The sequence below is a fragment of the Alkalihalobacillus trypoxylicola genome (genome assembly GCF_001590785.1).
GTDB lineage: Bacteria > Bacillota > Bacilli > Bacillales > Bacillaceae_D > Alkalihalobacillus > Alkalihalobacillus trypoxylicola.
Genome location: NZ_LTAO01000034.1, coordinates 185311 through 207592 on the forward strand (window position 1 = coordinate 185311; position 22282 = coordinate 207592).

General features: G+C 37.3%; 14 protein-coding genes. 9 read left to right on the plus strand and 5 right to left on the minus strand.

The window, feature by feature from the left end:
• Positions 1 to 188 precede the first annotated feature (188 nt).
• The 4 genes from AZF04_RS16385 to AZF04_RS16400 form a co-directional block, all read right to left on the minus strand.
• Positions 189 to 1130, minus strand: a complete 942-nt coding sequence (locus AZF04_RS16385; protein ID WP_061949670.1) for a class F sortase — start codon at positions 1128 to 1130, stop codon at positions 189 to 191.
• 61 nt (positions 1131 to 1191) lie between these two features.
• The gene (locus tag AZF04_RS16390; protein ID WP_061949671.1) at positions 1192 to 2529 is read right to left on the minus strand and encodes a hypothetical protein; all 1338 of its coding nucleotides are present in this window, start codon (positions 2527 to 2529) and stop codon (positions 1192 to 1194) included.
• Between the two features lie 192 nt (positions 2530 to 2721).
• On the minus strand, positions 2722 to 3537 hold the full coding sequence (locus AZF04_RS16395; protein ID WP_061949672.1) for an anti-sigma factor: 816 nt from the start codon (positions 3535 to 3537) through the stop codon (positions 2722 to 2724).
• Positions 3534 to 4097 carry an RNA polymerase sigma factor gene (locus tag AZF04_RS16400; RefSeq protein ID WP_061949673.1) on the minus strand — a complete coding sequence of 188 codons (564 nt, stop codon included), beginning with the start codon at positions 4095 to 4097 and terminating at the stop codon, positions 3534 to 3536. The genes AZF04_RS16395 and AZF04_RS16400 overlap by 4 nt, the downstream gene beginning before the upstream one ends.
• 249 nt (positions 4098 to 4346) lie before the next feature.
• Between AZF04_RS16400 and AZF04_RS16405 the strand changes: the two genes are divergently transcribed.
• The 6 genes from AZF04_RS16405 to AZF04_RS16430 all read left to right on the plus strand — a co-directional run bounded on the left by AZF04_RS16405 (position 4347) and on the right by AZF04_RS16430 (position 18503).
• Complete coding sequence (locus AZF04_RS16405) at positions 4347 to 5765, plus strand: spore germination protein (RefSeq protein ID WP_061949674.1); 1419 nt, start codon at positions 4347 to 4349, stop codon at positions 5763 to 5765.
• 4 nt (positions 5766 to 5769) lie between these two features.
• The gene (locus tag AZF04_RS16410; protein ID WP_061949675.1) at positions 5770 to 6864 is read left to right on the plus strand and encodes a GerAB/ArcD/ProY family transporter; all 1095 of its coding nucleotides are present in this window, start codon (positions 5770 to 5772) and stop codon (positions 6862 to 6864) included.
• The gene (locus tag AZF04_RS16415; RefSeq protein WP_061949676.1) at positions 6861 to 7979 is read left to right on the plus strand and encodes a Ger(x)C family spore germination protein; all 1119 of its coding nucleotides are present in this window, start codon (positions 6861 to 6863) and stop codon (positions 7977 to 7979) included. Before AZF04_RS16410 ends, AZF04_RS16415 begins: the two co-directional genes overlap by 4 nt.
• Before the next feature lie 291 nt (positions 7980 to 8270).
• Positions 8271 to 9161 (plus strand): methyl-accepting chemotaxis protein, encoded by an 891-nt coding sequence (locus AZF04_RS16420; protein WP_061949677.1) that lies wholly within the window; start codon positions 8271 to 8273, stop codon positions 9159 to 9161.
• A gap of 752 nt (positions 9162 to 9913) precedes the next feature.
• A complete protein-coding gene (locus AZF04_RS16425) occupies positions 9914 to 17908 on the plus strand; it encodes a SpaA isopeptide-forming pilin-related protein (protein ID WP_061949678.1) in 7995 nt (2664 codons plus the stop codon).
• A gap of 19 nt (positions 17909 to 17927) precedes the next feature.
• On the plus strand, positions 17928 to 18503 hold the full coding sequence (locus tag AZF04_RS16430; RefSeq protein WP_061949679.1) for a class D sortase: 576 nt from the start codon (positions 17928 to 17930) through the stop codon (positions 18501 to 18503).
• A gap of 343 nt (positions 18504 to 18846) precedes the next feature.
• Here AZF04_RS16430 and AZF04_RS21305 read toward each other — a convergent pair whose 3' ends face one another.
• Positions 18847 to 18993, minus strand: a complete 147-nt coding sequence (locus AZF04_RS21305; protein ID WP_156479503.1) for a hypothetical protein — start codon at positions 18991 to 18993, stop codon at positions 18847 to 18849.
• A 225-nt stretch (positions 18994 to 19218) separates the two neighbouring features.
• Between AZF04_RS21305 and AZF04_RS16435 the strand changes: the two genes are divergently transcribed.
• From AZF04_RS16435 to AZF04_RS16445, 3 genes are read left to right on the plus strand one after another with little or no spacing between them, the layout of a single operon-like run.
• A complete protein-coding gene (locus AZF04_RS16435; protein WP_061949680.1) occupies positions 19219 to 20220 on the plus strand; it encodes an ABC transporter substrate-binding protein in 1002 nt (333 codons plus the stop codon).
• Positions 20221 to 20222: 2 nt separating this feature from the next.
• Positions 20223 to 21239, plus strand: a complete 1017-nt coding sequence (locus AZF04_RS16440) for a FecCD family ABC transporter permease (RefSeq protein ID WP_061949681.1) — start codon at positions 20223 to 20225, stop codon at positions 21237 to 21239.
• Positions 21232 to 22272, plus strand: coding sequence for a FecCD family ABC transporter permease (locus AZF04_RS16445; RefSeq protein ID WP_061949682.1), 1041 nt, complete (start codon positions 21232 to 21234; stop codon positions 22270 to 22272). Before AZF04_RS16440 ends, AZF04_RS16445 begins: the two co-directional genes overlap by 8 nt.
• Positions 22273 to 22282 lie beyond the last annotated feature (10 nt).

Genomic DNA, 22282 nt, shown 5'->3' on the forward strand with positions numbered 1-22282 from the left:
ATTCACTGGTAAGGAGCTGAAAAGAGAGGGAAGGTTCAAAAGGAAGGTCAACATCCGACGATTAGAAGCTCGATTCTTTAGGAGCATAACCGAGGTCTAGTCGAAAGAACCTTACTAAATTTAACGCCCCCTTGTAATAGAAAAAAACGAACTCCACTAGAAAGAGTTCGTTTTGTATCATTATACTGTTATTCACTTTCTTCTCCCGTTATATTGACGGTTCTAACCATGTAGTTATGGTTAGGGTCTTCCATTAAATAGCTTTTTCTTTCATGGTTGGCAATACTAGTGACATGCTCGGGTTCTCCATTTTCTTCTATCATATAAACCCGATAACCGATGACAAATTCATCTCGATTAGCGTGGAAGGTAAGGAGCTGTCCGTTTATTTCAATTTGACTTGGTGGTTCAGGTGTTTCTTCTGAGATAGAATCCTCTACTAATTTAGTAAAAACAACTAATCGGTCTTCGTGGGTTCCTTGTTCTCGATTAAATACCCCAGTACACGTGATAAGATTTAATCTTTTCTCATCAGAGGAACCGAATATTTCGGAGAGAGGAGCATCATCAAAAGGGAAGCTCTCCATTTTTTCTACTTCAAATAAAAGCTCTTCACCATTAGAGTCTTGAATGATAATCTCATCTCCCACCTCTAATTGATCCAATTCATAAAAAATGGCTGGTCCGGTTCTACTGTCTACATGACCTGCTAAAACAGCATTTCCCTTTTCTCCTGGAAGAGGACCTGGCTCATACCAACCTACATCAATATCATTATCTGGAACGCCCATACTCCCATCTTCAAGCTGGCCTACTTCAATAATATTTGTCGAGATGTCGAGCTTAGGAATCTGTAAAAATTCTGGGTGGATACTTTGAGTATCTTGATAAAGTTGCTGAAGAATCTCAAAGTCATCCTCACTTATTTTAAATTCTTCTGCTAAACTGAGCTCTTGAATTTCAGGTGTCGATTCAGAGGTTTCTACAGGTTTCATTCCTTCATCTTTGTTCGAAGGTTGGCTAGTTCTGTGCGTTTCATTTGTTTCGGTCCCGTAAAACCAGGCTCCTAGAACTCCGATGATAAAGAGAAAGAGAATAAGCCAAATTGATTTCTTCAAAATAAACGTCATCTCATAAACTCCTATCTCATAAGCATATCCGAAGTAACAAAGTTACTTCGGATTAGATTTTTTATGCGCGTTCTGATTTAAACTTTTTAAGACCAACAACTCCACCAGTTATAATAAGCATACCAGCTAATAGGTAAAGGGCTGTAGGGAAAAGGGAAGAGCTTTGACTCATACCTCCCATACCTGTTTTAGGCATTCCAGGCATATTATCTTCTTCAAACATCTCACTATGCTGAGTAGCGATAGCTGTTGATAATCCTTTTCCAATATCAAACATAAAAGCATATCCTTCTCTGAATTGGTCATAGGAAGCATCAAAATCTTCTGCTACATAAAGGTCAAACGTCATCATCACTTGCTCTTCATGCTTATTAACAAGCTCTGTTACTGTTTCCGCAGGTAAGTTATTTTCAGTGGCTTCACCGACAAATTCTCCAAATTCAATCGCAAAAGTGTTTAATTTATCAATGGCTTCCTGCTTAGCTTCTTCGTCTTCATTTTTAACCGCTGTTACATATTCACTTTGAGCGACAATATGATTTCCTTGCCAAATCATTTCAAATTGATTACCGCCTTCTTCTCCATAAATTGAAGAAATAGCTGCTTTTAAATCTGCTGTGTTTTCATCTTCAGCCCAGCTAACAAAGTCTAAATCAGGTGACTCAGAGAATTCCTTTATCATTCCAGTTGTTGCTAATAAGAAATGTTCAGCCGTTAAGCTGCTTAAATCCATTCTTAAGTCGGCTGCATCAGTATTTGATAATGATCCTTCAAAATCATCTGGAAATTGTGCGACAATCGCTTCTGTCAAAGCAGCACTAACGTCAAACATGTGCATATAGCCTTCTCTAAATGTCATATAAGCTGTTTCATAGTCTCCATCTACATAGGCATTAAAGGCATCTTCCACCTGTTGTTCATGAATTTCTAGTACTTCCATAGCTGCTTCCTTAGGTAAGTTACCTTCCGTTGCTTCACCTAAAAAGCTAGAGAAATCTTCAATAAACATATCGAGCATTTCTGTGGCTTCTTCTTGAGCTTCTTGATCTTCTTCTCGAACGGCAACAGCATAATCAGCTGTATATTTGTTATGGTCGGCGAAAATACGATCAAATTCTTCTGCCCCTTCATCTCCATATAATGAAGCAATGGCAGGCTTCATATCTGCTGCATTTTCTTCTAAAGCCATTTGAGCTTCATCGGCTCCGGGTGCTTGGTCATAATGCATCGTCATTGATTTAAAAGCTAAAACAAAATGTTCAGATAGTAAATGGGATAATGCACTTCGTAATTCAACGGCGGGTGTTTCTGTTGGATTATTTGAGTTTTCGGCAAAAGCAAATGTTGGCGTTAATAATAAAAAGGCAATTAAAGTTAAAATCGTTTTTCTGAATTTCATATTAAACACTCTCCTTTTTTGTTTGTTCACTAAGCTAACGTAGGAGATGTTCATTTGGATCACTTTTTTTGAAAAAGTTTTTTTAATTTTTGCTATTTCTAAATTAAATAGAGCGGGAATGAAATAAAAAAGCTGTTCTACCAGTCAATATGGACGGTGAACAGCTTGTAAAAAAAGTAGACTATTTTTTATTTAATAAATGACCTCGCTTAATATTATGTCTCCGAGTGGTGTTTCACTTGTTGGGTTTGGTTCAATGGTAATAGCTATCGTATCAAATGGAATGGAGGGGTCTTCTATAGTGAAGGTTGAAGCACCAGAACCATCCGAGTTCGGTGTAAACGTTCCTGCACGAAATGGCTCGCCGTCTTTTAAGAGCCATACTTGATAGACCTCTGCTTCATTTGTAGGTGCAAGATTTTCTGCTTGAACAACAAGCTCTCTCTCATTTTCTTTATTAACTAACAATGCGGTAGCCTGAAAGTTTAATTCTTCACTTGGCTGAAGATTTACCATTCTTTCAAGAGAATCGACTGATACAAATGTCTCTGGAACAGCGGGCGGCTCTTCTCCAATATTAGCTAATTGATTATAAGAGTATACATTCCCCACTAATGAGAGTATTAGAGCAGCAGCCATGGTTGGAATTAACCATTTGGTTTTTCGACTGCTTGGAATCGAAGCTTTTTCTAATGGTGTAACCTCTCTTTCAGTTGTATCAGACTGTGAATTTTCTTTATTTATAGTTCCAGGGTCAGCTGCCATGATAGTATTGTTCTTTTGGGGAGGCTCATGTTTAAAAACCTCATCTAATACTCTAGCCTTCATTTCTGTAGGAGGTTCTATTGGTTCGACATCGAAACCAAGGTCATCCATTAGTGAATGAATTTCTGCTAATTCTTCCTGACAATTAGAGCAGTTCTCTAAATGTTCTTCGAATTGTTTTCTTTCAGATTCTTTTAGATGCTCGTTATAATAATCCATTAAACGCTCACAACTATTGCTCATATGCTCCCCCCCTTTCCTTGCTCGCTCAATTGCATTTTTCCTTTCAAATGCTTTAGAGCTAATCGGAGCCTCCCTTTGACTGTGCCCAAAGGAATGCGACAATGATCAGCAATTTTTTGTTGAGACAAACCCTTGAAATAAAATAAATCGATCACAAGCTTTTGCTCTTCCTTTAGCTGATTAAGCGCTTCTTTAATATATTCTCTCTTTTCTTTCCATTCAATTTGATCTTCTACACTTTGCTCAGAATCCGGCTGTAGTTCACGAGCTGTCATATCTGAGACCAGCTCTTTTTTCTTTCTCATATAATCAATAATCGCGTGTCTAGTAATCGTTAATAGCCAACTAGAAAATTTTCCTTTTGTTTCGTCATAGGAGCTTTTTTGTGTCCAGATTTTCACAAAAATCTCTTGAACAATTTCCTCTGAAGTATGTTTGTCTTGTAGCATTTTATAACTAAAAGAATAGAGTAGCTTTACATATCGATCGTAAAGCTCTTCTAGAGCTTGTTTATCACCAAGCTTCATTTTTGCATATATTTTAGCATCTTGTTCTGGCATAGCCATCTCCTTTAGACATATAGAATTAAACAAGTGCGATTCATTCATCCTATCCCCCATCTTAGTTTAACGGTAATAGATAAAAAAAGCACATCATAACCCTTTATTAAAAGAACGAATAGGTATTGAAAAAAGATCACTTTTTTAAATATTTAATCCTTTGAGATAATATCTTGCTTTTAATTGATTGTATAAAAGAAGCAAAATGAGGGGATTTTAAGGGCAACTTATGAAGAGGCTGTGTAGAAGATGAGTGAAACCTATGATTTAGATAAATTAATAAATACCTTAAATGATCGAACCAGTGTTAATGCTGATTTGAATAAAGAAGAGATTTACATTCATTCTATTAATAAGCGGGGAGATTTGTACTATTTAGGGCAAGTAAATACAGATAAATATAAAGAATTTAACGCAGTTCTCCATTCCATTACAACAAAAGAAGAAGAATGTTTTAAAATTGAAGCTGTTTCTTCTTTTTTATATACGGATGCTAACTGGAATAACGCTATTACGCAATTATATGAGGGAAATGCATTGCTTTTAATGGAAGATACTCCTTATTATTATTTGTTTAATTTGAAAGAAGAAATGAAGAGAGCACTTGAAGATTCATCGAGTGAAAAGATTGTTCGTGGCCCAAAGTTAGCTTTTATTGAAAATCTATCCTTTAATGTCTCTTTAATAAGGCAATTAAATTTTGATACGAATATTCAGGTAGAAGAGTTTGTTATACAAAAGAAAACAAAAACGAAAAGGCTACAATATGTTTACCAAAAGGAAAAAACCGATCCTAAAATTATAAAAGAGTTGAAAAAAAAGCTTCAAGATATTAATACAAGTAACTTTGAAGATTCTGGAATGATAGAAGGGTTTTTAGAGGAAAGGCGTTTTTCGCCGTTTCCACAGGTACAAAATACGGAACGAGTTGATCGAGCTGTAGCCGCTTTGGATGAAGGGAGAGTGGTTATTTTAGTAGAAGGCTCACCATTTGCCTTAATTATACCAACAACCTTTGATATTTTACTACAATCTCCTGACGATTATTATGAAAGATGGATTGCAGGGTCTTTCATACGATTATTACGTTATATAGCTATCATTTTTACTTTGTTTTTATCCTCTATTTATATCTCGCTTGTTTCCTTTCATCCTGGTTTATTACCTGATGAACTGGCTCTTACCATAATGAATACAAGGATGGAGATTCCATTTCCGCCTATTATAGAAGCATTAATTATGGAGGCAACTATTGAATTTTTAAGAGAGGCAGGAATTCGACTGCCAACTCCTCTTGGCCAAACGATTGGGCTTGTTGGAGGAGTTATTATCGGACAAGCAGCGGTAGAAGCACATATCGTTAGCTCTGTGATGGTCATTATTATTTCTCTAACGGCTATTGCTTCATTTTGTGTTCCTCAATATAATTTTGGTTTATCCTTTCGGTTACTTCGATTCGGAACGATTATTTTGGCTGGTCTGTTTGGGTTATACGGAGTAATTTGTTTTTTAATATTAATCACCATACACTTGGCTAGCTTGCAAAATTTTGGCGTACATTATTTCTCTTTAAAATTGTCTTTAAGAAATCATGAATGGCGTGACTTGATTATAAGATTTCCAAAAAGCTTTATTATGAAAAAGGATCAATCTTCTGAAAAGGGGTGATGGTTTGGAACATCAAAAAAGTATCTCTACTTACCAAATGGTAAATGTACTAATTGGATTCATTGTCGGTGTTGGTGTTCTAACGTTACCACGAAATTTAACAAGAGAAGTAGATGGTCCTGATGGCTGGATTTCATTAATTATAGCCGCTGTAATTGTTCTTTTGGTTTTATTTTTTATCATTTATATGTTTAATAAGCATAACGTACAGGATTTTCTTGATTATTTATCGTATGCATATGGTAAATGGTTAGGGAAATTAATGGCCTTCCTATTATCAGTATATTTTGTCATACTAGCGGGCTGGCAGTCTATTACAATGAGCGAAATGGTTCGTTATTTTTTATTAGAAACAACACCATTTTGGATCATGATTTTACTTATCATTTTGCTTGCCTGTTATTTAGCCGTTTTCTCTATTCAAACAACCGTAAGGGTTATTTGCTTTTTTGTGCCCTTTAGTCTATTCATTATTTTTCTAATTCTAATGCTTGGCTTTTATGAAGCAGATTTTAAAAATATATTGCCGATTGGAAGAAGCGGTATAAAATCGATTTTATTTAATGTCAGTAATGCGATTTTACCATTTCAAGGGTTAGAAATTTTCTTTTTCTTTTTTCCTTATTTAATGAATCGAACGAAGTCAGCCTATAAGTCAGTTAGTATCACCATTTTTATCACAGCCTTTTTATATGTAACAACCTTTCTAATAGTTGTTTCTGTCTTAACGATGTACGAAACGAGAACCTTACTTTGGCCGACGATTACGTACACACACTCGGCAGAGAATTTAACCTTCGCGACACAACGTTTAGATTCACTCTTGTTAACGACATGGGTACTACAATTTTTTATTACGATTTCTGTTAGTGTAATCTGCTCTTCTTTTTGTCTAAAGAAAATAGCTCCCATTTTAAATCGTAAGCTAGCTGTTTTTATTATTGGAGCGATCGCTTTTGCAATCGGAATGAGCCTAGAATCGATCCAAGTCATTATAAAAGTGTCTGAGACCTTGCAATATACATTTTTAATCATCTTTTTTGTTTTACCCTTTATTACTTATCTTTTTGCAAGTATAAGAAGGAGGTTAAGCAGATGAGAAAGATAGGATTTCTGATGATGTGTGTTTTCTTCTTATTTGGCTGCTGGGATAGTAGGAATATTGAACAAATATCAATCGTAGTAGGAATGGGATTAGAGGTTAGTGAGGAGAATGATGAGGACATTAGGCTATTGGCTCAATATATTCTTCCTTCTGAAAGCTCTGAATTCGGGAATACAGAAAAAAAGCAAGTCACGATTTCAACAGAGGGCTACACGTTACATGAAGCATTAAGGAAGGTTTCTTTAATGGATAACCCCATTTTAACTGATCATATGCTTGTTTTGATTATTCATGAAGATACATTAGAAAAATGGAACTTAAACCAATTTATTAGCCAATTAATCAAAGATGACCATACGAGGAGAAGCGTTTTTGTTTTTTTATCTAAGCAACCAATCAAGGAGCTTTTTGAGATTGATACACCAAAAGGAATGATTCCTTCTCGTATTATTGAAGAGCTACTAAGAAATAAAGATAGAAGTGTTGAAATATTAGATAAAGTAACATTAGGAAAAGTTTCTGGGTCTTTACAAGCCAATCAATCCTTTGTTCTTCAAAGTATTAGTTCACGAGAGAACAGATTAGAATTAAGTGAAGCCAGAGTGATTGAAAAAGGTCAAATCAAAAATGGATCACTATCATTAGAGGAGATATCGGGCTTAAATTGGTTAATAGGGGATATCCAGGGTGGTGTCGAGGAAATAAATTTGAAAGGAGATCGTTATTCTCTTGAAATCTTTGATGCTAATCTGGAAAAAATGAGCATGAGTGAAAAAGAAGATAAAATTCATATAGATATTCGTGTATCAACCGAAGGGAGGCTTTCTGAGGATTGGAATATGAATGAGGATGCCTTTGATGAGTTGTACATAAAAGAAATCGAAAATGGTTTTAAAGAAGAAATTGAGAAAAAAGTTTTTCATATTATCGATAAGCTGCAAAATGATTACCAGACCGATCCAATTGGCTTTTTCAAATATGCAAGAATTAAGTTGCCGAGTTTTTGGGAGCAACATGAAGAAGAATGGAATCAATATTTTTCGGAAGCGGAAATTAATTTCTCAGCTGATGTCAAAATTACCGATTTTGGTTCAAAAGGACAAAGCTAGCTGGTTTTACAATAAGGTTTAAAAATAGTTCTTTTGGGGTAGTTCTTTTATATGGCGTTTTGGAGAAATGACTCTATACTATCTAATAGCCCTCACCTTTTTCTTGTAATCATAGAGTATTCAAAGTAGACCGTAAGAAATCGTAGAGGGTGTAATTTGAAGCATATATGTGGCTTATTTGGCAGTATTACTAGCTTTGAATGATAAAAAAGTGGGTATGAATAGAGGGTATAAGTATTTCTTTTAAAACTTATCTAACTAACCATATGAAATCTAAAAGGGGATTATTTCTTGAAAATTAATGATTATGTTTTACAGTCTATCAAGAACAACATGGCGTTCATTCATTTCAACACAAATAAAGAGGTTATAGATGTCAATTATTTATTTGCAGATACTCTAGGATATGATAAAAAAGAGCTCGAAGGTATACATCATCGTGAATTTTGTTTTCCTGAGTTTTCTGAGACTAAAGAATATGACTTATTTTGGGAGCAATTGCTAAAGGGGAACAGCTTTCAAAATAAAATTAAAAGAAGAGCAAAAGATGGTAGAGCCATTTGGCTGGAAGCGACCTATATGCCGATTTTTGCAGAAGATCATAAAACCATCCATAGTATTGCGAAAATTGCCTTTAATATATCAAAAAGACAGGAAGCTAATACGGAGGTCACAGGGCAATTACAAGAAATGTCAATGGAATTAAATCAACTATCTAAAGCAGGGATTACTCGAAGTGAGGAATTATTTAAGACTGTTAATCATATCGCAGCTCTTTATCAAGGTAATGCAGAAATGGTACATGGATTACAACAAAAAGCGGAGCAAATATCAAATGTATTACAAACCATCAGTAAATTTTCAAGGCAGACCAATATACTAGCATTAAATGCCGGAATTGAGGCTGCACGGGCAGGAAAGTATGGGAATGGATTTAATGTTGTAGCAAAGGAAGTTGGCAAGCTTTCAAAAAGTATTAATGAATCTCTTGAAGAAATAAAATTGGCCATTGATTCTATTAATGAAGAAACACTTAAAGTAGGAAAAGGATATAAAGAATTACAGCATGATATCCACCAAGGTCAGCAACAGATGAAGGACACATCAAGTGCATTTATTAGCATTTCACAATCTGCTAATCAATTAGATAAGCAAGCCGAGAGAGTAAAGGAAATTGTTTAGAATAAGTACTAAAAGAATAGTGAAGCAATAATAAAAAAGTGGAATGGAGCTTGCTCTGTACCACTTTTTTCTATTTAAAGTTCATTTTATAAAGTATCTTGAAGCTAAGTAGAGGCTAGGCTCTCTTCTGTACGCAAAGTAATTTATGTCTTGTTTGATAGTAAATATACCCAATTATAAACACTTATAAAATGACAGTATTTTCAATACAAACTTTAAATAATCTCTGTTTTTTTTTAAATGATTATTAGTTCATGGGCCTAAAAGGTAAATTCTAAATGGAAGAGATTATATAATAACAAATTATTATTAAAAAATAACATTTTTAAAATGAAAGTACTTGCTTAGTTATTTAGAAGTTAATTATTTTTGAATAATAAATATATTTCTGTCACTTTACTGGAACACATATTTATTAAGTGATGAATTCATTTTTTTTAAAGCATAAGAAGGAAAATCATTTTATGAAATAATGATAAAACCATCGAGAAGTTAAGGGAATTAGAGTTACTTGTTCATTTAATAATACAAGTACTATATTTTAGTTAAATAAAGTTATGTGCTAAATGTCCTGTATAATATCAATAAATTTACATTATTTATTACTTATCCGACAATATATCTGGATTGTATTTGACAGATTATGTAACGATGCTATTATTTGATGTAAATATATGGACTAATATATCGTTATATGTAAGATAATAACGAATAATAGCCTATATTTACTAATACAATTATAGGAGGGTTATATGAGGGTACAGAGAGATCGAATAAGAAAAGTTTTTATATTTATACTTATTTTCCTGATTTTAATTACCCCTTATGGTCAAGTTTATGTAAGTGAGGCCACAGCAAAAGAACTTCAAAAAGAGATTATACTTTCTGTAGAGGGGACACCTAGTCAAGAGCAAGTAATTTTAATTGTAGAGTCTGAATATTCTGAATTAGAGTATTTAGAAATTAAATTAAATCAAAAAATTCAATATGATGAAAATAAGACAAAAGAGTTAGATCATTTGAATGGTATAAGCTATAATTTTGATGATAATATTCTAAAAATTCTTAAAAATAAGGACGAATTTTTATCTGAGAAAGTGTTCTTAACGAATTTAGATTCTGGGGAGAATGTTATTCAAGTTATTGGTTATCTTTCCGATGGAGAAACAGAAATGATAGACTACGTTATTAATATAGAATCTACTGAAGAACCTTCAAAAGAGGGGGAAGATGACGAGTTAGTTAATAATGGTAAATTTGAAGTAGCCAAAGAGAGTGATGAAGAAGACAAGTTTTTAAAAAAAGAAGAAGATAGCTTGCCTCACAAAGAAGCCAGCTCTTTACTTCAAAAAGAAACAAATCAGCATGAAGAAAGCAATGAAAATGAAGATGAGCTTATCTTTACCCCGATGGTAGGAGATTTAAATGTAGATATTGATATCTCTCCATTAAATGCTAATGTGCTAGCTGGAAACGATGCAGCTTATAAATTAGTGTTCAAAACGACGGGGGCTATTACTGAGTACAATAATGCAATAATTACAGTGGATTTACCAATTTCAAATGAAGTAGGATTTGAGCAATCGTTGTCAGAACTTAGAATAGCTGGTGTCGAACCAACGTTTGATGTAGAAACGAATCAGTTAGTGTATCAATTTGACACACTACAAGCAGGACAAACCTATGAAAATATTATTAAATTAACGACTACGAACGGTTTAATAGCGAATGGCACAGGGCTTGAGGTGCAAGCCTCATTTGAAGCAGATCAATTCGATGAAGTGCAGGATACGGCAACCGTCGTTGTGGATGCTTCAACCACAATCTCTGCGTCTAAGCGATATACCGAAGCTAGAGGTAATGATCGTAATATACCTATTCCTAACGCCCAAACGATTTGGGTTATGAATGTCGACATTCCGAAGAATAGTACTGGGCAAAACTATCTGGAGCCGGGTTCTCAGATTACTGTAGTGGATACGCTTCCAAATGGATTGTCATATCATTCTATGGTTGACGGACCAGAACCGGAGCGAAACGGTAATGTATTAACTTGGACATTTGAAGCACCAAGTATTGAAGATCAAGAAGCAGCAGAAGAGACATTGTTTAACACGGAGTTAGAGATTGTATTAAGAGTAGGTAATAATACAGTGGATCAAACGTTGACAAACAATGTTGATGTAACCGCCCAGTTTATTGGTGATGATAATGAGAACAGTGTTAATGCAAATCATAGTGTAACGATTGCTGATTCTGATCGGGCGACTGGAGAAATACGAGGAAGCGTGTTTATCCCTGGCCATATTGGTCCAATTGATGATAGAGGAAATATTGGTTCAAATACAAATAGAGATCCAAATCCTCTTGTTTATGACGATGCACTCTTAGCTTTTTATCATAATATTTCTCCCTTACATGAAAGTAATGAAGGAGATTTTAGAGCGTATACAACTGTTATGAAGATTGATGAGAATTTAGTTTTTAAAGAAATAAGAACAGGGGGAACGGCGGCTAGATTTATATATAGACCAACGAATCAATTTCCAGAAGGTGTTCCATTTGTAGATCCCCCTCGCTTTAATATTGAGGCGGATGTGAATGGAGAACGACTAGTCTTAATTGAAAATGCTGATATTGGAAGAATTTACAGTAGAAGTGACCTAGGAATTGAAGCAGATGCAAGAGTCGGTGCGATATATTTGGATTTTACCCATGCTCCTAGTGGCATGGGTGGGGCTCATCCAACATACTATTTTGAGGTTGAACCAGGCTATGTTGGAAGTGTAACAAACGAATTTGATGTATTTGGTATCGGGGGAGCAGGCACTCGTTTTGGCGAAGGTACTGGTGGCAGGCATTACGGTTCAAATACAATTGCCATTCCACGCTCTGCACAAATTGCTCCACGACCAACGAATCAACCGCCCATTGCTACGGTGGATGTAGAATTAACAAATCATCAAGGATCCTATGTTGATTTTGGTGATAACCGTATGCGAGTGAACTTTACTACGGAAAATAGTTCTACATTAGCGATGAGTGAGCCATTAGAGGCTATGGTGTTATTACCACCTGGTGTCACCCTATCTGATGATCCAGAAGCTGAATTTATCAATGCGGATGGAAGAGCTTCAGGTGGATCACATGATATTGTAAGTGATAATTACAATGATACAGGGCGACAGCTTGTTAAGTTTAGTTGGACAGATCGTCTCCTTAGACCAGGTAATAATATAGCCTCTGAGATTAATATCCAGATCAATGAAGGGACAGCGAATGTCCTTACCTTTGATGTTTATGGTTTCTCAGGAGATGAGACATTAACGGTCCCATCTGTTGATAATCCTGGACAAACAGATACCGTTTTACAAACGGATTCAGAGGATTTAAATGAGAATGGAAACACTGACCAACCTCGTTTGAAATCAGGCAACGAATATTATATGAGTGGTCAGTATAATATCCAGACAGAGAAGCTTGTCAGAGGAGAATTAGATGAGTCGTTTACGACGTTTGGAAGAACGGTTCCTGGAGGGGCCATTGATTATCAATTAACCCTAACGAATACAACCGGAAGTACGATCTCTACGATGACATTGATGGATGTATTACCATCTATTGGTGACTTAGGGATTACGGATAATATTGACCGTGGTAGTCAATTCACACCGCAGCTGACAGAAGCGATTCAGCTTCCGTCACAATGGACAGAGCGAGTGGATGTTTATTATAGTACAGCACTCACGCCAGAACGAGATGACTTAATTAGACATACCAACTACCCTGACACAACAGAGCAACTATCTAATCCTGAAGGGGCACAGGCACCGAATTGGGTTCTGGCATCTGAGGTAGATGATTGGTCTTCCATTCATTCCTTTAAGATTGAGCTTAGTGAGGGAGTAGAATGGATTGATGGAGAAGATATCGCTATTGCTTTCTCGATGATAGCTCCGGAAGCAGCGGACGTTGACTCTAGTGTATTGGATAAAACAGTAAATCCTACGCAAAGAGCCGTATGGAACTCTTTTGCGATCGCGACAGATCAAGGACAACCTGTCGAACCAGCAAGAGTTGGCGTGTACATGGATTTAGATAACTCTGTTCAACTAACAAAACAGAGTGAGGATGGAGAACTCCTCGAGGGAGCCGTGTTTACGCTATTTAATGAAGCTGGTGATGAGGTAGCTACCGGCTTAACAACCGATGAAAATGGAATTCTTTTCATTGAGGATCTTTTGCCTGGAAACTACGAATTAGTTGAAACACAGGCGCCAACGGGTTATGTGTTAGATGCTACACCTATTCCTTTTACCATTGAATTGGCGGTTCAAGAATTAATTGAACTGACGAAAGAGAATAGCCCCATGCCAGGTTCTGTAGAACTTAGTAAAGTCGGAGAGAATGGCGAAACGCTTGAAGGAGCTGTTTTCAGCCTATTCGATTCCGATGACAATGAACTCCAGACAGGTCTAACCACAAATGAAGAAGGTCAAATAGTCGTTGAAGACTTAGTGCCAGGCAGCTACTATTTTGTAGAGACTGAAGCACCGTTTGGTTATGTGCTAGACGATTCACCATTACCATTTGAAATCGTCTTTAACCAAGAAGCGCAGGTAGAAGTAACGAAAGAAAACACATTAATACCAGGTGCGGTTGAACTAACGAAGGAAGATGAGGATGGAACGATTCTTGAAGGCGTGGAGTTTGAACTTCAAGATCGTGATGGCAATACAATACGAGAAGGTTTGCTTACGGATGAAGAAGGTAAACTGTTCATTGACGATTTAACACCGGGAAGCTATCAATTGGTGGAAACAGCAACACTTCCAGGCTATGAGTTGGATCCAACACCGATCCTATTTGAGATTGGCTTAGGTCAAACAACCGTAACGGAAGTAAGCTTTGTGAATCAGTTTACACCAGGGTCTGTCGGTTTAACGAAAGTCGGAGAAAGTGGAGATACACTTGAAGGTGCAGCCTTTAGCTTGTTTGATGCAGAAGACAATGAACTCCAAACAGGTTTAACAACAAACGAGGATGGTCGACTAGTAGTAGAAGAGCTAGCACCAGGAAGCTACTACTTTGTAGAGACGGAAGCACCGTTTGGTTATGTGCTAGACGACACACCATTAGCATTTGAAATTGACTTTAATCAAGAGGCGCAACTGGAATTAACAAGAGAAAATCTCTTGATTCCTGGAGCGGTTGAATTAACGAAGGTCGATGAAGAAGGAGTCCTTCTTGAAGGTGTAGAGTTTGAGCTTCAAGATCGAGATGGCAATGTGCTACGCGAAGACTTATTCACAGATGAAGAAGGTAAACTCTTTATTGATGATTTACCACCAGGAAGCTATCAGCTTGTCGAAACAGCCACGCTCCCAGGATATGAACTGAATCCAACGCCAATTCCTTTCGAAATTGGTTTAGGGGAGACGACAGTAGGAGAACTTAGCTTCATTAATGAGTTTACGCCAGGGTCTGTTAGCTTAACAAAAGTTGGGCAAGACGAGGTATTGCTTGAAGGAGCGGCCTTCAGCTTGTTTGATGCAGAAGACAATGAATTACAAACAGGTTTAACAACAAACGAAGACGGACAGTTAGTTGTAGAAGATTTGGCGCCGGGTACCTACTATTTTGTAGAAACAGAAGCGCCGTTCGGCTATGAGTTGGACGATACACCGTTACAGTTTGAGATCATTTTTAATCAAGATTCGCAGTTGGAATTGACGAAAGAAAACACGGTGATTCCAGGCTCTGTTGAATTGACAAAAGAAGATGAAGAAGGAACTCTTTTAGAAGGTGTAGAGTTTGCCCTCCAGGATAGTGAAGGAAACGTGTTACAAGAAGGGTTGCTAACGGATGAAGATGGAAAGCTATTGATTGATGAACTGGTACCAGGAAGCTACCAGCTAGTCGAAACAGCCACACTTCCAGGATATGAGCTAAATCCAACACCAATTCCATTTGAGATTACACTTGGTCAAACAGAAACCGTAGAACGAAGCTTTGTAAATGAGTTTAGCCCAGGATCTGTCGGCTTAACAAAGGTTGGCGAGACTGATGAAACGCTTGAAGGAGCTGTTTTCAGCCTGTTTGATGCAGAAGACAACGAACTTCAAACGGGACTAACTACGGATGAAGATGGAAGAATTGTGGTGGAAAATCTTGAACCAGGTAGTTACTACTTTGTAGAGACGGAAGCGCCATTCGGCTATGAGCTGGATGACACGCCGTTAGAGTTTGAAATTGTCTTTAATCAAGAGGAGCAATTGGAATTAACGAAGGAAAACACCTTGATTCCAGGAGCGGTTGAGCTAACGAAAGAAGACGAAGATGGAACCGTTCTTGAAGGCGTAGAATTTGAACTTCAAGACAGCGAAGGAAACACACTGCGTGAAGGATTGCTTACAAATGAAGAAGGCAAGCTGTTGATTGATGATTTAGCACCAGGAAATTATCAACTCATTGAAACAGCAACCCTTCCTGGGTATGAGCTAGATCCAACACCGATTGTGTTTGAAATTGGCTTAGGAGAAACAACGGTAGGAGAACTTAGGGTTGTTAATGAATTCACGCCAGGCTCTATCGGACTGACTAAGGTCGATCAAGAAGGAGAAACGCTTGAAGGAGCGGTCTTCAGCCTATTCGATGCAGAAGACAATGAACAGGAAACAGGACTAACAACAGGTGAAGATGGTCGCTTAGTCGTAGAGGGCTTAGCACCAGGAAACTACTACTTTGTAGAAACTGAAGCACCGTTTGGATATGAGCTGGACTCTATACCACTCGAGTTTGAAATTGTATTCAATCAAGAAGCGCAGCTAGAGGTAACAAAAGAAAATATATTGATCTTAGGTTCCGTAGCGTTAACAAAAGTGAACGAAAATGGAACGGGTCTTGAAGGGGTAGAATTTGAACTTCAGGACACTGAAGGAAATACACTGCGTGAAGGGCTGCTCACAGACGAGAATGGTGTGCTGTTGTTAGAAGATTTAGCACCAGGCAGCTATCAGCTAGTCGAAACAGCAACGATTGCTGGATATGTATTGGATCCAACACCAATTCCATTTGACATTACACTAGGTCAAACAGAAATCGTAGAACGAAGCTTTGTAAATGAGTTTAGCCCAGGATCTGTCGGCTTAACAAAGGTTGGCGAGACTGGAGAAACGCTTGAAGGAGCTGTTTTCAGCCTATTTGATGCAGAAGACAACGAACTTCAAACGGAACTAACCACGGATGAAGATGGAAGAATCGTCGTTGAAAATCTTGAACCAGGAATTTACTACTTTGTCGAGACAGAAGCACCGTTTGGGTACGAGCTGGACTCTACACCACTCGAGTTTGAGGTTGTCTTTAATCAAGAAGCACAGCTGGAATTAACAAAGGAAAATACTTTAATCCCAGGAGCTATTGAACTAACGAAAGAGGACGAAGACGGTACAGTGATCGAAGGAGTTGAATTTGAGCTTCAAGACAGCGAAGGAAATACGTTGCGTGAGGGACTGCTTACAAACGAAGAAGGAAAGCTGTTGATTGATGATTTAGCACCAGGAAGCTATCAACTAGTGGAAACAGCGACACTCCCTGGCTATCAGCTGGATCCAACACCGATTCCGTTTGAAATAGGTTTAGGAGAAACAACGATAGGAGAACTTAGTTTTGTTAATGAATTCACGCCAGGCACTGTCGAACTGACTAAGGTCGATGAAGAAGGAGAAGCGCTTGAGGGAGCGGTCTTCACGTTATATGATGCAGAAGACAATGAACTTCAAACCGGTCTAACGACAGATGAAGAGGGTCGATTAGTCCTAGAAGAATTAGCATTAGGAAGCTACTATTTTGTAGAAACGGAAGCTCCGGTAGGGTATGAACTTGATAACACCCCGCTTGAATTCGAGATTGTCTTTAACCAAGAATCTCAGTTGGAGGTTATCAAGGAAAACTCTGCAAGCCCAGGCGCCGTTGAATTGACAAAAGTTAATGAAAACGGTGATACACTTGAGGGAGCGATCTTCACGTTATATGATTCTGAAGGTACCGAACTCCAAACCGGTCTAGCAACAGACGAGGAAGGCAAACTGGTGGTCAATAATTTAGCACCAGGAAGCTACTACTTTGTAGAAACGGAAGCACCATTTGGCTACAAGCTTGATCAGACTCCAATCACATTCGAGATAGAGTTTAATCAACAGGAAGTTGTAATGATTGAGGCAGTCAATGACTTGATTCTAGGTCATGTCACCATCATTAAAGTGGATTCGGAAACCGATGTTACCTTACAGGGTGCGGAATTTGAAATCCGAGATGGAAATAATCAAGTAGTTGAGACGGTGACGACAAATGATCTTGGCTTAGCAGATGTCCAAGATTTAACGCCAGGTGACTATCAATTATTTGAAACGAAAGCGCCTGAAGGGTATCAACAGTTAGTTGAAGTAATTGAGTTTACGGTGCAGGTTGGAATGGAGGAAACTCTAGAGCTATTCGTGCAAAATACGAAACTGCCACCTGGAGAATCAACTCCACCACCAACTGAAACACCAGATCCACCGACTACACCAGCACCACCAGAATCATCTGATACGCCGCCAACAAGTGGATCATCAGATGATGTTCCTAAAACATTACCTCAAACAGGGGAAGAATGGTTTAGATACCTACTGATTGCAGGTTCATTATTAATCATCGTTGGAAGCTTACTCATTGTATTTAATCGAAGAAAAGTGACCATGGCTTAAACAAGAGGAGGTGAGTTCAATGAGAAAGGCAAAAGTAATAGCAGGAATGGCCTCCATACTCATTGGACTCATTCTTGTCTCTATTCCAATTTATCATGAATGGCAGACAGGAAAAGAGATCGACCAATTAACACAGGCTGTAAATCTTATCTCGAATGATGCAAGTGCTGCAGAGGTAGATGAGGAATTTGAGTATGCGAAGGATGTAATCTGGTTGGAGATTCCTGATATCGAACTTAATCAAATGATCTTACCGGAAACCACGGAAGAAACCTTGAATCTAGGGTTGACTCAGATTAAACCTAATCAAGTTCCGGGTGAGGGGAATTTTACCGTTGCAGGTCATAGAGGCTTTAGAGGAGATCGTTTTTTTCGCAATCTACCAGATGTACCTATTGGGGCTATGGTAAACCTAATCGTAGAAGACAAAACCTTCACTTATGAAATTATCTCTTCTGAAATTATTCAACCTACCCAAACAGATATCTTGCTTGATAAAGAGGGGAAAAAAGAGATTACATTGATTACTTGTACATTGGATGGAAAGCAACGAATAGCTTTAAAAGGTATATTAGTTAGTGAGAGTATACTTTAATAAATATTAGTAGCCATATCGTAAAAACGATGTGGCTGTTTGCTTTATGTTAAGACTATTTGTTATTGCTAGTCAAAGTTTATTTAACTATTAGACTTTATTACTAGCCGTGATCACTCATGCCTATACTGTTTGAATATGATTTTGAATCGTGGTCTGAAAGAAATCTGAACAGAGCTAAACCATTCCTGATCATTTAATATCATTAAAACTTGTACGGATTCTTTTGAGTCTTTTACTATTTCTATTTTTGAAAGAGTTGTAAATTGATAATGAGCTAATAAGCTTTTGGTTGATTGTTCGGTTACCTGTAAGCTGAACTCATTATAACTTGGTGAGATAGTTATTTTGAAGGTTTCATAGCTGTTTTCAAACAGAAAGGTTGAAGAAAGGTTGATTGATTATAAAAAAAGCTGAGCTCTTCATCAAGCTTCTGAGGTTCTGTACAAAAAAGAGAGATAAAATCAGTTTCTTCAGGATAAGCAGACAAATACATTACCTCCTCATTAGCAAGGTTGTTGGATTATGCAAGTGGAATTTAAGTGCAGAAAAACTACATAGGAATATTTGGCTTGCGAACTGCATGGGAAATGAGAGAAAGAAATACAACAATGATCTGAAAAAAATGTTCTTGATTATAAGAGACAAGTCCTTTATAATTCAATTGATAATGATAATCAATTTCAACAAGATGAAAATAAAAGGAGCTAATAACATGCTACATAAAAAGTTAATTATACCAATTTTTCTGATTTTTACAATGATTTTATTGGTTGGTTGTCAAACGGCAACCGAAGATAGTGAAGAAATAGAAAAAACCGAAGCAGAAAATACAGAAGAAACGGAGCAAGCCGAAAATTCTGAAGGAAATATTAGAAGTGTTGAAAATGCTTTAGGTGTAACAGATATTGAAGGAGAACCACAAAGAATTGTTACTCTTTATCAAGGTGCAACGGATACAGCAGTAGCGATGGGGATTAAACCAGTTGGTATGGTGGAATCGTGGTTAGAAAAGCCAGTTTATCAGTATTTAAGAGATGATTTGGAGGATGTTTCATTAGTAGGAGAAGAAACTCAACCGAACCTAGAAGAAATTGCAAAATTGAATCCCGATTTAATCATTGCTTCAAAAATAAGACATGAAGAGATTTTTGAGCAGCTATCGCAAATCGCTCCAACAGTAGCGGATGAATCACTTTATAATTTTAAAGAGACAACTCTACTAATGGGAGAGGCTTTGAACCAACAGGATGTTGCTGCTCAATTAATTGAAGATTGGGATAATCGAGTCGTTGACTTTCAAAATAAGGCAGAGGAACAAATTGAAAACTGGCCTATGCATGTTTCTGTTTTAAACTTTAGAGCTGACCATGCAAGAATTTATGTCACCGGTTTTGCAGGTTCTATTTTAACTGAATTAGGATTTAATGGACCAAAAAATTTAGAAGGTTCAGATGAAGAAATAATGTTATTGACCGATCAAGAGTCTATTCCCCAAATGAACGCTGATGTGTTTTATATTTTCATGAATGAAGACGAAGCGGTTAAAGAAACATATGAGGATTGGATTTCACATCCTTTATGGGGAAATCTTGATGCTGTGCAAGCAAATCAAAGCTATATAGTGGATGAAGTCATTTGGAATATGGGTGGAGGAATATTAGCCGCAAATCTCATGTTAGATGATATCTACGATAGGCTAGAGCTTACAGAATAAAAATGGAGCGCTTGATACAATATACTTCTTATAAAGTTGGAGGATTGCTTCTTAGTTTTATATTGTTAGTGTTTGCTATGCTACTCAGTATGTCGCTTGGGCAAACGACGATTCCTTTTTCGACAACAATAGAAGCATTGTTATTTTATGATTCTTCTGTAACCGAGCATGTCATTGTCATGACCTCTAGATTAACGAGAACATTAATTGCTATGACGGTCGGAGCTAGTTTAGCAATAGCTGGTACTTTAATGCAGGCGCTAACGAGAAATCCGTTAGCTTCGCCTGACTTATTAGGAGTAAATGCAGGGGCCTTGTTTTTTATCGTACTATCTCTCACATACCTCTCAATGAACTCTTTGCAGCAATATATGTGGATGGGATTTTTAGGCGCAGCAATCGCAGGGGTTTTCGTATTCTTGTTAGGAAGTATAGGGAGAGATGGGTTAAGTCCATTACGTATCATTTTAGCAGGTGCCGCTATTTCAGCATTATTTGCTTCAGGTACACAAGGACTTCTTGTTATAGATGAGCAATCGATTCAAAGTATATTATTTTGGATGGCGGGCTCTGTTTCAGGGCGAAATTTAGAAATGCTTTTTTCAGTTCTTCCTTATATAGGAGCTGTTAGTATCATAGCTCTCTTTTTAGGAAGACCGATTAACATACTACTGTCTGGTGAAGATGTAGCAAAAGGCCTTGGTCAGAGAACCTGGTTAATTAAAATAATCATTGGAATAGTTGTCATTGTTTTAGCGGGTGGAGCAGTAGCGGTCGCAGGGGCTATTGGATTTATTGGATTAATCGTTCCTCATATCGTTAAAGGGTTAATTGGAACCGACCACAGGTGGGTCATTCCTTTTAGTGCTATAACGGGAGCAACCTTACTATTGTTTGCAGATGTTGTCGCACGTTTAGTCATTATGCCACAGGAAGTTCCAATTGGTGTAATGACGGCAATAATAGGTGCGCCGTTCTTTGTGTATATAGCGAGAAAGGGATTGAAAAGGGATGAATAAATATTATCAGCTACGATCAAAAAACGATTACTTTTCTTTCCAAGTACATGGAAAAACGGTTATAATCATCCTTCTTCTTCTTTTAACAAACATTCTCTTCTTTTTATTTAGTCTCACTATGGGTAGTGATTGGATTCACCCTTTTGAAGTGATTAAATATTTAGTTGGGGTAGGAGATTCGTCTCTTGATTTTGTGATACATACATGGAGGCTTCCGCGCACGATATTAGCTTTCTTAGTAGGGGCAGCCTTAGCCATTTCAGGGTTAATTCTTCAAGGTGTGGTTCGCAATCCGCTTGCTTCTCCAGATATTATTGGTATAACGAGTGGAGCTTCAGTAGGTGCAATCGTATTTATAGCCTTTTTTATGGGAACCATAGGTGCTCAATGGCTTCCATTAGCTGCCATAACGGGAGCTGGAGTTGTTTCTTTTTTTATCTATGTATTTTCTTGGAAAAAAGGGGTAACCCCTATTCGTTTAGTTTTAATGGGAATTGGGATCTCGGCGATTATGAATGCTATTGTAACATTTCTGATTGTCATGAGTGATACGGTCATAACGACCAAATCTTATTTGTGGATTACGGGTAGCCTCTATGGAGCTAGCTGGAACGAGATATATACCTTTATTCCGATCATTATTGCTTGTACAGCAATCTTAATGATATTATCTAGGTCAATGAGTGTAAAAGAACTGGGCGATGGGGTTGCAACTAGTCTTGGTGTGGAAGTTCAAAAGTATCGTGTAGGTTTTCTTATTCTTAGTGTCATTCTTGCAGGATCAGCGGTTGCCTTTGCAGGAGGAATAGGATTTGTAGGCCTGATGGCACCTCATATTGCACGAATGATGATCGGACGCTCTTTTATTGGAAATATTCCTACTGCTGCTTTAATCGGCGGGCTTCTCGTTATGATCGCTGATTTAATTGGTAGAACAGTCTTTTTGCCATCAGATATTCCAGCAGGTGTTTTCACAGCGAGTATCGGTGCTCCATTTTTTATTTATTTGCTGTACCGTAATCGAAATATTTAGGAGGTTTTTA